Here is a 13,163-nt window from a genome sequence, read left to right as displayed (position 1 = left end):
GTCAGGCAATGAAGATTATTTGAAACGCCGCTCCACGCCTTTCTCGACCAAGATCTTCGCCGAAATTTCCTCCACCGAAAAATGCGTGGAATTGATGTGCGCAATATTCTCGCGCCGGAACAGATTTTCCACTTCACGCACTTCGAACTCGCACTGGGCGTAGCTCGAATAGCGGCTGTTGGGCTTGCGCTCGTTGCGAATCGCGGTAAGGCGGTCCGGGTCGATGGTCAGGCCGAACAGCTTGTGCTGGTGCGCGCGCAGGGCGGCGGGCAGCGTCAGGTGCTCCATGTCGTCCTCGGTCAGCGGGTAGTTGGCCGCGCGGATGCCGAATTGCATGGCCATGTACAGGCACGTCGGGGTTTTGCCGCAGCGCGACACGCCCACCAGGATCAAATCGGCCTTGTCGTAGTAATGCGTGCGGGCGCCGTCGTCGTTGTCGAGGGCGAAATTCACTGCCTCGATGCGCTCCATATAATTGGAGTTGTGGCCAATGGAATGGGACTTGCCCACCGAGTAGGAGGAATGTTCGCTCAGCTCTTGTTCCAGCGGCGCCAGGAACGTGGAGAAGATGTCGATCATGAAACCATTGGAGGTCGCCAGGATCTCACGGATGTCTTGATTGACGATGGTGTCAAAAATGATCGGCCGAAAGCCGTCTTTTTCGGCCGCCAGATTGATTTGTTGTACCATGGCCCGCGCTTTATCTACGCTGTCTATGTAGGGCCGCGTGAATTTGGCGAAGGTAATGTTTTCGAACTGCGCGAGCAGGCTTTGACCCAATGTTTCGGCGGTAATGCCAGTGCCGTCCGAGATAAAGAAAGCAGATCGTTTCATTTGAGCCCTGGGCCTTAAGCTGATGGCGAATCTTGGATATGATAGGCGCGATTTTGCCGTCCCGCAGTGGGCCGCATTCTCACTTATTTTCCAGGTCCAGGCCACAAGCGCTGGCGAATGCTCCTACTGAGCAACCGGCGTCCTGAGCTTTTCCAACACAGAAAGTGGAGAGATCACCTTGGTAGAGTACGTAGTTTCCCTCGATAAGCTCGGCGTCCATGATGTAGAGCATGTGGGGGGCAAGAACGCATCCCTCGGCGAGATGATCAGTAACCTTGCAGGCGCTGGTGTTTCGGTGCCCGGTGGTTTCGCCACCACTGCCCAGGCTTACCGCGATTTCCTCGAACTGAGCGGCCTCAACGACCAGATCCACGCTGCGCTGGACGCTTTGGATGTCGACGACGTCAACGCCCTGGCCAAGACCGGCAGCCAGATCCGCCAATGGATCATGGAAGCCGAGTTCCCGGAGAAGCTCAACGAAGAAATCCGCGTAGCCTTCGCCACGCTGTCGGCCGGCAACCCGGACATGGCCGTCGCCGTGCGCTCCTCGGCCACCGCCGAAGACCTGCCGGACGCCTCGTTTGCCGGCCAGCAAGAGACCTTTCTGAATATTCGCGGCGTCGAAAACGTGATTCGCGCGGCCAAGGAAGTGTTCGCCTCGCTGTTCAACGACCGGGCCATTTCCTACCGCGTACACCAGGGTTTCGACCATAAGCTGGTGGCCTTGTCTGCCGGTGTGCAGCGCATGGTGCGTTCGGAAACCGGCACCGCCGGCGTGATGTTCACCCTCGACACCGAATCCGGCTTTCGTGACGTGGTGTTTATCACCGGCGCCTACGGCCTGGGCGAAACGGTCGTGCAGGGCGCGGTCAACCCGGACGAATTCTACGTACACAAACATACGCTTGAAGCCGGTCGCCCGGCGATCCTGCGCCGCAACCTGGGCAGCAAGGCGATCAAGATGATTTACGGCGACGAGGCCAAGGCCGGTCGCTCGGTGAAAACCGTTGACGTCGACAAGGCCGAACGCGCGCGCTTCTGCCTGACCGACGCCGAAGTCAGCGAGTTGGCCAAGCAAGCGATGATCATCGAAAAGCACTACAAGTGCCCGATGGACATCGAGTGGGCCAAAGACGGTGACGACGGCAAGCTGTACATCGTGCAGGCGCGCCCGGAAACCGTGAAAAGCCGCACGTCGGCCAACGTCATGGAACGCTACCTGCTCAAGGAAACCGGCACCGTGCTGGTCGAAGGCCGTGCCATCGGCCAGCGCATCGGCGCGGGCAAGGTGCGCATCATCAAGGACGTGTCCGAGATGGACAAGGTTCAGCCAGGCGACGTGTTGGTGTCCGACATGACCGACCCGGACTGGGAACCGGTGATGAAGCGCGCCAGTGCCATCGTCACCAACCGTGGCGGGCGTACCTGCCACGCGGCGATCATTGCGCGTGAGCTGGGTATTCCTGCAGTCGTCGGTTGCGGCAACGCCACCCAGCTGTTGAAAGACGGCCAGGGCGTCACGGTTTCCTGCGCTGAAGGCGACACCGGCTTCATCTTTGAAGGCGAGCTGGGCTTCGACATCAAGCAAAACTCCATCGATGCCATGCCCGACCTGCCGTTCAAGATCATGATGAACGTCGGCAACCCGGACCGTGCCTTCGACTTCGCGCAATTGCCGAACGCCGGTGTGGGCCTGGCCCGCCTGGAGTTCATCATCAACCGCATGATCGGCGTGCACCCCAAGGCCCTGCTCAACTACGACGGCCTGCCGCTGGAGATCAAGGAAAGCGTCGACAAGCGCATTGCCGGTTACAACGACCCGGTAGGCTTTTACGTCGAGAAACTGGTCGAAGGCATCAGCACCCTGGCAGCGGCGTTTTACCCGAAAAAAGTCATCGTGCGGCTGTCGGACTTCAAGTCCAATGAATACGCCAACCTGATCGGCGGCAAGCTGTATGAGCCGGAAGAAGAAAACCCGATGCTGGGCTTCCGGGGTGCCTCGCGTTACATCAGCGAAGCGTTCCGCGACTGCTTTGAGCTGGAGTGCCGCGCCCTCAAGCGCGTGCGCAACGAGATGGGCCTGACCAACGTTGAAATCATGGTGCCGTTCGTGCGCACCTTGGGCGAAGCGAGCCAGGTGATCGACCTGCTGGCGGAGAACGGTCTGTCGCGTGGTGAAAACGGCTTGCGCGTGATCATGATGTGCGAGCTGCCCTCCAATGCGATTCTGGCCGAGGAATTCCTCGAATTCTTCGACGGCTTCTCTATCGGCTCCAACGACCTGACCCAGTTGACGCTGGGCCTGGACCGCGACTCGGGGATCATCGCCCACCTGTTTGATGAGCGTAACCCTGCGGTCAAGAAGCTGCTGTCCAACGCTATCCAGGCGTGTAACAAGGCCGGCAAGTACATCGGCATTTGCGGCCAAGGCCCTTCCGACCACCCGGACCTGGCCCTGTGGCTGATGGAACAGGGCATCGAGAGTGTCTCGCTGAACCCCGATTCCGTGCTGGAAACCTGGTTCTTCCTGGCAGAAGGCCAAGCGCCCGCTTAAGGTTGACCCTTAAAAAGTGCCGGTCACCCGTCAAGGGTGACCGGCATTCTTATCTGTGCAGGGCGGAACTCCTTCCGGACGCCGCCCTTTTTTGTGCAAGAGCATTATGCAAAGCAGTAGCAACCTGTTTCCCGTCGCCCTGATCAGTGCTGAACGTCGCGGCGACCTGAGTGAAGATGTTTACCGGCTTAAACCCGGCAACAGCCCCGACGGTACCGTCGAGCTCGCCTTGACCCGTTTGGGTTTGGCCGATGTCCCGGAAAACCGGGGCACGCCGGTGATTTTATTGCACGGTAGCTTTTCCAATCGGCGTTTCTGGTACTCACCCAAAGGCATCGGCCTGGGTGCCTATTTGGCACGCCAGGGGTTTGATGTGTGGATCCCGGAAATGCGCGGGCATGGCTTGTCCAAGCGCAATCAGCAGTACGCCAAAAACCGTGTTGCAGACTATGCACGCTACGATTTGCCTGCGATTGGCGCGTTTGTGCATGAGCAAAACGGGCAGATTGCGCATTGGGTCGGCCATTCGCTCGGCGCTACCACGCTGGCTGCGGCTCTGGGTGGTCAGCATTTGGGCGCGGCGGCGGCTGCGTCCGTGGCGTTGTTTGGCTGCCAGGTCAGCCGCAGCCATTGGCCGCTGAAAATTCCGCTGGTGGAGTGGAGCGGCCGTTTCCTCCTGAAACGTTTTGCCCAGCTGTCCGGGCCGACGCTTAAGCGCGGCCCCGAAGATGAACCGGCGGGCGTGCTGATTGAAGCGATGCGCTGGAATGGCCTGTTCGGCCGCTTTGGTGACGCCGAACGCGATTGGTGGAAGGGCTTGGCCGACGTCGATGTGCCGCTGTTGGCCGTCAGTGCGGCGGGTGATCAGCAAGACCCGGATTGGGCGTGCCGCAAGCTGTTTGAACAAGTCGGCGCCGAGCATCGCCAATACCTGTGCCTGGGGCGCCGGCAGGGCTTTACCAGCGACTTCGGGCATGTCGAGATGCTGGTCAGCAAAGCCGCCCAGGCAGAAGTGTGGCCATTGGTGGCGCGGTGGTTGAAAGATCCGCTGACACCTCTATCCGGAACGCACCCGCAGGTGTTGGAAACGGCGTGACGCAAGGCTCTACGCGAAGCGTTTCACTCGCGCGTGGTTGCGGCTAAACTATGACGCGTTAAACGCTTCTGGTCATATTCAGTCGCTCAGTGCCTATTGCGTTGCGCCGGGGTGGGTCTGATCATGGCCGCCGTCAAACGCGGAACACTTAAAGAATGCCTGTTGCGACGCGTTTTTCTAATGTACACCTTGGGATGTTGGACCTCTTCTTTGATAACAGGAGTTTCTCGATGAACCATTACGTGACGCCCGACCTGTGCGACGCCTACCCGGACCTGGTGCAGGTAGTCGAGCCGATGTTCAGTAATTTCGGCGGCCGAGACTCCTTCGGTGGCGAAATCGTCACCCTCAAATGCTTCGAAGACAATTCTCTGGTCAAGGAACAGGTTGATCAGCCAGGCGCTGGCAAGGTGCTGGTGGTCGACGGTGGGGGTTCCCTGCGTCGCGCCTTGTTGGGCGATATGCTCGCCGAGAAAGCCGCCAAAAATGGTTGGGAAGGGCTGGTGATTTACGGCTGCATCCGTGATGTCGATGTCATCGCCCAAACCGACTTGGGCGTGCAGGCACTGGCGACTCACCCGATGAAAACCGACAAGCGCGGTATTGGCGACCTCAACGTGGCGGTGACTTTCGCGGGTGTGACGTTCCGCCCGGGCGAGTACCTCTACGCCGACAATAATGGCGTGATCGTATCGCCAAGCCCGCTGAAAATGCCTGAATAAAAACTGCAGTAGCCGATAGGGGTGAGGATGTTCGAGGAAGAAAACGCGCAATGGGGGCTGGTGCATGCCCTGGTGCTGGACGGTAAAGGCGGTGCGCGTTGGATTGCCCGGACTGAGCTCGACGACTTGCAGTTGCAGCCGCAGGAAAGCCTGTGGCTGCACTGGGATCGCAGCCATCCGCAAACCCAGACCTGGCTGCGCAAAGCCAGTGGCTTGAGCGAGTTCGCCTGTGACTTGCTGCTGGAGGAAAACACCCGCCCGCGCCTGTTGCCACTGCCGGAGGCCGAATTACTGCTGTTCCTGCGTGGGGTCAACCTCAACCCGGGCGCAGAACCTGAAGACATGGTGTCGGTGCGTATTTTTGCGGCGGCCAGCCGCGTGATTTCACTTCGCCTGCGCCCGCTGCGCGCAACCGATGAATTGCTGGTGCAGCTGGCGGACGGCAAAGGCCCAAAAACTGCGTCCGAACTCATCCTTTATATGGCGCAGTACCTGACCAATAAAGTGCAGGATCTGGTGACTGACCTGTCCGAAATCGTCGATTTCGAGGAAGAAAAACTTGATACCGACGAACGGTATACGCCGGAGCATGGCAGTGTTTTGCAGATCCGCCGGCGTGCCGCTGGCCTGAAGCGTTTCCTTGCGCCGCAGCGGGATATTTTCGCGCAACTGACGCGGATCAAATTGCCGTGGTTCTGTGACGATGATGCCGATTATTGGAACGAGCTACACAACAGCCTGACCCGCTACCTGGAGGAGCTCGAATTGGCCCGGGAGCGCGTGGGGCTTGTGCTTGAGGCTGAGGATCGGCGCTTGAGCGTGCGCATGAATCGCACCATGTACCGCTTCGGGATCATCACCGGAATCTTCCTGCCGATGAGTTTTTTGACCGGCTTGCTGGGTATAAATGTGGGCGGTATTCCGTTCTCCGCAAGCCCTTATGGTTTTATGATTGCGTGCCTGATGATGGTGGCTGTAGCACTGGGGCAGTGGTGGCTGTTTCGACGATTGCGCTGGGTTTGAGCTGAATATGGCCTGAACGCAGTAAAGGTCTTATGTGACCTCAGGAATTTTACCCTCGTCTTTTAAAACACTTGCGAGAGGTCTTTATGCACGATCCGTTCGAACAGTCTTTACGTGACATGCTCAATGCTTCGCCGTCCAACCGTGACGACGATGCATGCCTGGGCCGCGTGTTGAAAACCGCCAACCGTCAGGTGGGGGCGGGTGACCTGTTCGGTCTGCTCGGTCGCTGGTTGCCGGCGTTGATGATGGCCCTGAACAATGGTTCGGCCCATATATCCCCGGTTTCCCGTCGTAAACCTGTTGCTCGCACTGCTGATAAGGCTGATTGAATATGGAAATTAATCTCTGGACCCAGAGCCTGTTCACCGCGATGACTGCGCTGTGGACGAAGGTGGCGAATTTCATTCCCAACCTGTTTGGCGCACTGGTGCTGGTGTTGCTGGGTTTTGTGGTGGCCAAGCTGCTCGACACCTTGCTCTCCAAATTACTCGCAAAACTGGGCCTCGACCGATTGATGGGAGGCACCGGCCTGACCAAGCTGTTAGGCCGCGCCGGGCTGCAAGTGCCGATCTCTACCCTGGTCGGGAAGATCGTCTATTGGTTTGTTTTACTTATTTTTCTGGTTTCTGCAGCTCAATCGCTTGGACTTGAGCGAGTTTCAGCTACGCTCGACATGCTTGCGCTGTATTTGCCGAAAGTTTTTGGCGGCGCGCTGGTGCTGCTGGTAGGCGTTTTGCTGGCGCAACTGGCCAATGGGCTGGTGCGCGGGGCTGCCGAAGGTGTTGGGCTGGACTACGCTGCGGGCCTGGGGCGAATCGCTCAGGGGCTGGTGATCATCATCAGCATTTCCGTCGCGATCAGCCAGTTGGAGGTCAAAACCGACCTGCTCAACCACGTGATCGTGATTGTTTTGATTACCGTTGGTCTGGCTGTTGCGCTGGCCATGGGCTTGGGGAGCCGGCAAATTGCCGGTCAGATCCTTGCGGGGATCTATGTGCGTGAGTTGTATCAGGTTGGGCAACAGATACGTGTAGGCGAGGTCGAAGGGCAAATTGAGGAGATCGGCACAGTCAAGACGACGGTGCTGACCGATGACGGGGACCTGGTGTCGCTGTCCAATCGAATTCTCCTGGAGCAGCAGGTCAGTAGCCGCTAACCCGGCATCCTGCTAATGTACGCCGCCGCAAACCCGGCTGACCGGGTGTAGCGCACATTGACCTGACTGTCGGCACGAGTTGTTTTGAATAAAGCCCAAACGCTGTCTACGCGCTATGACCCCCGTGAGCTCTCTGATGAGGAGCTGGTCGCGCGTGCACACACGGAGCTTTTTCACGTAACCCGTGCGTACGAAGAATTAATGCGCAGGTATCAACGCACTCTGTTCAACGTTTGTTCAAGGTATTTGGGGAACGATAGAGATGCGGACGATGTCTGTCAGGAAGTGATGCTTAAGGTGTTGTACGGCTTGAAAAATTTCGAGGGTAAATCGAAGTTCAAGACCTGGCTGTACAGCATCACGTACAACGAATGCATCACACAGTATCGGAAGGAACGGCGAAAGCGTCGCTTGATGGACGCTTTGAGCCTGGACCCCCTTGAGGAAGCGTCTGAAGAAAAGGCGCCGGTACCCGAGGAAAAGGCCGGGCTCGATCGCTGGCTGGTGCATGTGAATCCAATTGACCGGGAAATTCTGGTGCTGCGATTTGTCGCAGAGCTCGAGTTTCAGGAGATTGCTGACATCATGCATATGGGCTTGAGTGCTACAAAAATGCGTTACAAACGTGCTCTTGATAAATTACGTGAGAAATTTGCGGGCGAGACTGAAACTTAGTGCGTGGCAAATATCTCTTACGTGTAGGCAAGTTCTGTTAGACTTGTCGCCGAGTTGTCCCCCGGTTTGTGGGACTGCTTTACAATCACCAGATGGGGATTTAACGGATGAAACTGAAAAACACCTTGGGCTTGGCCATTGGTACTCTTATTGCCGCTACTTCTTTCGGCGCACTGGCACAAGGCCAAGGCGCAGTTGAAGGCGAGCTGTTCTACAAAAAGCAGTTCAACGATAGCGTTAAGCACATCGAAGACGGCTTCAACCCAGGCGCTCGTATTGGTTACTTCCTGACCGACGACCTTGAGCTGAACCTGTCGTACGACAAGACTAACCACACCCGTTCGAACGACGGCACTGGCAGCCAGAAGATCAAAGGTGACACTGGCAGCCTGACTGCTCAGTACCACTTCGGTCAGGCTGGCGTTGACAGCCTGCGTCCGTACGTTGAAGGCGGTTTCGGCCACCAGAGCCGTACCAACGTTCAAGCTGACGGCCACAGCGGTCGCGACCAGTCCACCCTGGCTATCGCTGGCGCTGGTGTGAAGTACTACTTCACCAACAACCTGTACGCTCGTGCCGGTGTTGAAGCTGACTACGCTCTGGACAACGGCAAGTGGGATTACTCCGCACTGGTCGGCCTGGGTGTGAACTTCGGCGGTAACGCTGGCGCAGTAGCTCCAGCTCCTACCCCAGCACCAGCTCCAGAGCCAACTCCAGAGCCAGAAGCTCCAGTTGCTCAGGTTGTTCGTGTTGAGCTGGACGTGAAGTTCGACTTCGACAAGTCGGTTGTTAAGCCTAACAGCTACGGCGACGTGAAAAACCTGGCCGACTTCATGGCTCAGTACCCAGCTACCAACGTAGAAGTTGCTGGTCACACTGACTCCATCGGTCCAGACGCCTACAACCAGAAGCTGTCGCAGCGTCGTGCTGACGCTGTTAAGCAAGTCCTGGTTAAAGATGGCGTTGCTCCTTCCCGCATCACTTCGGTAGGTTACGGCGAATCCCGCCCAGTTGCTGATAACGCAACTGAAGCTGGTCGCGCTGTTAACCGTCGTGTAGAAGCGTCGGTTGAAGCACAAGCTGCTCAGTAATTACTGAGTGGTAGAAAAAAGCCCGGCTTAGGCCGGGCTTTTTTTCGCCTGCAATTTGTCTCAAGCGCTGGCTGATGCTGCAACGCACGCGGCCTGCGCAGTGGCGGCAACACTGCCGATCACTAAAATGGCCGGGCTCTTGAGAGCGAACGCCAGCGCATCCCTATGCATGTGTGACAGGTCGCTGCGGCATTCGCGCTGTTGCGGCAGCGATGCGTTTTCGATCATGGCCACCGGCATGTCTGCAGCCATCCCTCCGTCCAGCAGCTGTTGACGAACCTCTTCGAGCTTCGCCACCCCCATGTACACAACCAATGTCGTCCCGCCCTCGGCCAGTGCGCGCCAGTTCAGGCTGCTGTCATCCTGGGTATGCGCCGTGACCAGCGTTACGCCGCGGCTTACACCGCGCAACGTCAGCGGAATATCGAAATTCGTCGCGCCCGCCAAACCCGCTGTGATCCCGTTGACCAGTTCAACGTCAACCCCGCGTTCGCGTAGCCACATCGCCTCTTCGCCGCCGCGACCGAAAATACACGGGTCACCGCCCTTCAGGCGTACCACGCACTTGCCTTGGCGCGCGTAACGCAGCATCAGGCGGTGGATAAAATCCTGCGGCGTCGAACGGCAACCGCCGCGCTTGCCGACGGTGATCACGCGTGCGTTAACGCAGTGTTCGAGTACCGCACAATTCACCAAATCATCAATCAGCACCACGTCGGCCTCGCGCAGGGCGCGCACTGCCTTGAGGGTCAATAACTCCGGGTCACCAGGCCCTGCGCCCACCAGCCAGACTTTTGCGTTCATGTCGTTCTCCTCACAGCATTCTCGCTGACGGTTATGCGAACCCAGGCGCTGTTGTCTGCGCAACGGCTTGACCCATCACGCGCAAACAAAAAAGGCGTCCTCGCTGGTTACCTAGCGAGGACGCCTTTGTCCTGGTCCCGTTCTCTCGGGAAACGCGCCCCTTCAACGTTGAACGGGCGGGTATATGTATGTTGTTGGGTTAACCAATGCAGCGGCTGTGCCAAGTCAGCCGGTAGCGGTTTTATTCGGCTCGGTGTCGAAACAACCTAAGGATTTGCCTTTTAGTGGTGCAACAACCAGTACAGCAGCACCAGATTGACCAGCAGCGAGACCGTGGCCAGGGTTTGCCAGACCTTGAGCGGCTCACGCTCCAGCAACGGCCGTGGCCGCACGTTTAATTCGCGGCGGTCTGCCTGCTCCAGCACCAGTAACCATTCTTCAGCGGTTTCATAACGTTGTCCCGGTTGCGCCGCTACCGCGCGTTCCAAGCTGAGTGGCAACCAATCCGGCAGGTCGGGGCGATAGCGACTGGCGCTGACAGGCTGGGCGAAACGCGGTCGTTGGAAGGCTTCGATTTCGCCGTAGGGGTAATGCCCGGTCAGCAGGTAATACAGGCTCACGCCAACACTGTACAAATCCTGTTGCGGCGTAGGACGCTCGCCACTGAACGCCTCGGGTGCAATAAAGCTCGGCGTGCCAGGCAGCAAGTGCGCGCGGTCTTCGGAGAGCCCCGGGCAGTAGGCGAGGCCGAAATCCAGCACGCGCAGTTCGCCATCGTCGCCCAGCAGCAGGTTTTCCGGTTTTATGTCGCGGTGCAGTATCTGGCGTCGGTGCAACAAGCCCACGGCGCGTAGCAAACGCTCGGCGATTGACTGCCATTGCGCCAAGGGCAGCGGGCCTTGGCGCTGGAACAGCGCGGCAAGGGTAAGCCCTGGGTACTCGCGCATTACATAGTACAAATGCTGACGCCCGCTGGCCGCATGCACTTCAGGGAACGCGCGCCCGGCAACCCTGCGCAAAAACCATTCCTCCGCCAGCAAGGCTTGGCCCGCATCGTTGTCATCGTCGCGGCTGAGCGGCAAGGTTTTCAGTAGCCAGGGTTGCTGTTGGGCATCGCGTACCCGGTACAGCAGCGACTGCCGACTCTGCGCCAGCACGCTTTCAACCTGCCAGCCTTCAAAGCGCTGCCCGGCTTTCAGTGGCGGTGGCAGTGGCCATTGCTGTAACTGCACCAGCGCATCGCCAAGCGTGGCGGCGCCGAGCTTGTCGATGCGCACCAGTAAGGCGCTGGCGTTATCCTGGCTGGCAGCCAAATGCGCGGCGTTAACCAGTGTGTTGACTGCCAGGTCGAGGTCAGTTTGCTCGCGCAAAATCGCGCTGATGCTGTGATCGCCCAACGTGGCCCACACGCCATCGCTAAGAAGCAGGAAACACTCACCCTCGCGCAGTTCACCGTCGAGAAAATCCAGCACCAAATGTTGGTCCAGACCCAGGGCGCGCTTGAGCACATGCTGCATGCCCGGTTGTTCCCACACATGGTCTTCGCTGATGCGCTGCAACTCGCCGTCCAGCCAGCGATACACCCGGCAATCACCGACATGCGCCAGGGTAAAACGCTGGCCACGAAATACCAGCGCACTGAGCGTGGTCAGCAACGGCTGACCACCGCCGTTGGCCTGCAGCCAGCGATTTTGTGCGAGCAATAAACGTTCGAGTGCCTGCGCCACACCCCAGGTTTGCGGCGTGGCGTAGTAGTCCAGGGCCAGTGCTTGCAAGGTCGAACGCGCGGCCAGGCCACCGTCGGCGCATTGGCTGACGCCATCGGCGATGGCGCACAGGTAGCCCTTACTCGCGGCCAGTTCCGCCACGGGAGTGACCACCCGCAGTGCGTCCTGGTTTTCCGCCCGAGGGCCGATAGCGCTGGCTTGGGCGACGCTCAGTTGCAAGCTCATCAGACGCGTGCGGCAGTCACCGCGGCCGAACCCCACGTGGTTCTCCAACGGCGTTTAACACCGTGCAGGCCGAACCAGGCCAATACACCAAGGCTGGCGAACAACCACAGGGCCATCTGATAACTGCCGGTGCTCTGTTTGATTGCGCCCATGCCGGCCGCCAGGGCGAAGCCGCCGATACCACCAGCCATGCCGATCAGGCCGGTCATTACGCCGATCTCGCGGCGAAAGCGTTGCGGCACCAGTTGGAACACTGCGCCATTGCCTGCGCCGAGGCCGAGCATGGTGCAGACGAAGAGCGCCAGTGCAGCGTAAGAACTTGGCAGGTTGAAACCCACCGCAGCGATGCACACGGCTGCCACGCCGTACATGCCGAGCAGGGTCCGAATACCGCCGAAACGGTCAGCCAGCGCGCCACCCAGTGGGCGCATCAGGCTGCCGCCAAACACGCAAGCGGCGGTGTAGTAACCGGCGGTCACCGCGCTCAGGCCGTATTGGTCGTTGAAGTAGCCGGGCAGGGCGCTGGCCAGGCCGATAAAACCGCCAAAGGTCACGCTGTAGAAGAACATGAACCACCAGCTGTCACGGTCGCCCAAGGCTTTAAAATAGTCGGCCATGGATTTGGCTTTCGGGCGTTCAGGCGCATTGCGTGCCAGCCACGCGAAGACGATCAGGGTGAGAATCAACGGAATCAGCGCGAAGCCAAACACATTGCTCCAGCCATACGCCGCAGCCAATAACGGCGCGAGCAATGCAGCAAACACGGTGCCGGAGTTGCCAGCGCCGGCGATGCCCATGGCCTTGCCTTGGTGTTCGGCCGGGTACCACTGGGAGGCTAACGGCAGGGCGACCGCAAAAGACGCACCGGCCATGCCGAGGAATACGCCCAGCAGCAGGGCTTGCTCGTAGCTGTGCACCCCGAGTTTCCAAGCCCCGAACAAGGCTGCGATCACAATCACCTGGCCGATCAGCCCGGCGGTCTTGGGCGACAGTTTGTCGGCCAGCATGCCCATCAGAAAGCGCAGCACCGCGCCCGCCAGAATCGGCGTCGCTACCATCAGGCCACGTTGCTGAGTGGTCAGGTGCAAGTCGGCCGCGATCTGTATCGCCAGTGGGCCTAACAAGTACCAGACCATGAAGCTCAGGTCGAAATACAGGAACGCGGCAAACAGGGTCGGGGTGTGCCCGGATTTCCAGAAGCTTGATTTCATCACGCACCTCAACGGTTGGGAGTCTTGTAAGAAGGCCGGTGA

At 58.9% G+C, this 13,163-nt stretch carries 12 protein-coding genes; 8 read left to right on the top strand and 4 right to left on the bottom strand.

Annotation, left to right across the window (positions count from 1 at the left end; all coding sequences use genetic code 11):
- Positions 1-15: 15 nt before the first annotated feature.
- Positions 16-834, bottom strand: a complete 819-nt coding sequence (locus AO240_RS26860; RefSeq protein WP_058412273.1) for a pyruvate, water dikinase regulatory protein — start codon at positions 832-834, stop codon at positions 16-18.
- Positions 835-1,012: 178 nt separating this feature from the next.
- Between AO240_RS26860 and ppsA the strand changes: the two genes are divergently transcribed.
- The 8 genes from ppsA (at position 1,013) to AO240_RS26820 (ending at position 9,154) form a co-directional block, all read left to right on the top strand.
- On the top strand, positions 1,013-3,388 hold the full coding sequence (ppsA, locus tag AO240_RS26855) for a phosphoenolpyruvate synthase (RefSeq protein ID WP_099240682.1): 2,376 nt from the start codon (positions 1,013-1,015) through the stop codon (positions 3,386-3,388).
- A gap of 106 nt (positions 3,389-3,494) precedes the next feature.
- Entirely contained in the window at positions 3,495-4,484 is a 990-nt protein-coding gene (locus AO240_RS26850; RefSeq protein ID WP_099240680.1) for an alpha/beta fold hydrolase, read from the top strand.
- A 230-nt stretch (positions 4,485-4,714) separates the two neighbouring features.
- Positions 4,715-5,206, top strand: a complete 492-nt coding sequence (rraA, locus tag AO240_RS26845) for a ribonuclease E activity regulator RraA (RefSeq protein ID WP_058412270.1) — start codon at positions 4,715-4,717, stop codon at positions 5,204-5,206.
- A gap of 27 nt (positions 5,207-5,233) precedes the next feature.
- Entirely contained in the window at positions 5,234-6,229 is a 996-nt protein-coding gene (locus AO240_RS26840; RefSeq protein ID WP_099240678.1) for a zinc transporter ZntB, read from the top strand.
- 86 nt (positions 6,230-6,315) lie between these two features.
- Positions 6,316-6,561, top strand: coding sequence for a CrfX protein (locus AO240_RS26835; RefSeq protein WP_099240676.1), 246 nt, complete (start codon positions 6,316-6,318; stop codon positions 6,559-6,561).
- 2 nt (positions 6,562-6,563) lie between these two features.
- Positions 6,564-7,388 carry a mechanosensitive ion channel domain-containing protein gene (locus AO240_RS26830; RefSeq protein WP_058412267.1) on the top strand — a complete coding sequence of 275 codons (825 nt, stop codon included), beginning with the start codon at positions 6,564-6,566 and terminating at the stop codon, positions 7,386-7,388.
- Between the two features lie 84 nt (positions 7,389-7,472).
- The gene (gene sigX / locus AO240_RS26825; RefSeq protein ID WP_058412266.1) at positions 7,473-8,063 is read left to right on the top strand and encodes an RNA polymerase sigma factor SigX; all 591 of its coding nucleotides are present in this window, start codon (positions 7,473-7,475) and stop codon (positions 8,061-8,063) included.
- A 107-nt stretch (positions 8,064-8,170) separates the two neighbouring features.
- Positions 8,171-9,154: an OmpA family protein gene (locus AO240_RS26820; RefSeq protein WP_099240674.1), complete on the top strand. Its 984-nt coding sequence runs from the start codon at positions 8,171-8,173 to the stop codon at positions 9,152-9,154.
- Positions 9,155-9,214: 60 nt separating this feature from the next.
- Here AO240_RS26820 and cobA read toward each other — a convergent pair whose 3' ends face one another.
- The 3 genes from cobA to AO240_RS26805 form a co-directional block, all read right to left on the bottom strand.
- A complete protein-coding gene (gene cobA, locus AO240_RS26815; protein ID WP_099240672.1) occupies positions 9,215-9,958 on the bottom strand; it encodes a uroporphyrinogen-III C-methyltransferase in 744 nt (247 codons plus the stop codon).
- Between the two features lie 281 nt (positions 9,959-10,239).
- Positions 10,240-11,910, bottom strand: a complete 1,671-nt coding sequence (locus tag AO240_RS26810; RefSeq protein WP_099240670.1) for a bifunctional protein-serine/threonine kinase/phosphatase — start codon at positions 11,908-11,910, stop codon at positions 10,240-10,242.
- Positions 11,910-13,121, bottom strand: coding sequence for a NarK/NasA family nitrate transporter (locus AO240_RS26805; protein WP_099240668.1), 1,212 nt, complete (start codon positions 13,119-13,121; stop codon positions 11,910-11,912). The genes AO240_RS26810 and AO240_RS26805 overlap by 1 nt, the downstream gene beginning before the upstream one ends.
- Positions 13,122-13,163 lie beyond the last annotated feature (42 nt).

It is taken from the genome of Pseudomonas sp. ICMP 460, from assembly GCF_002723595.1.
Classification (GTDB): Bacteria; Pseudomonadota; Gammaproteobacteria; order Pseudomonadales; family Pseudomonadaceae; genus Aquipseudomonas; species Aquipseudomonas kitaguniensis.
Note: the sequence above shows the minus strand (reverse complement) of the source record. Positions and strands in the feature narration are given on the sequence as shown.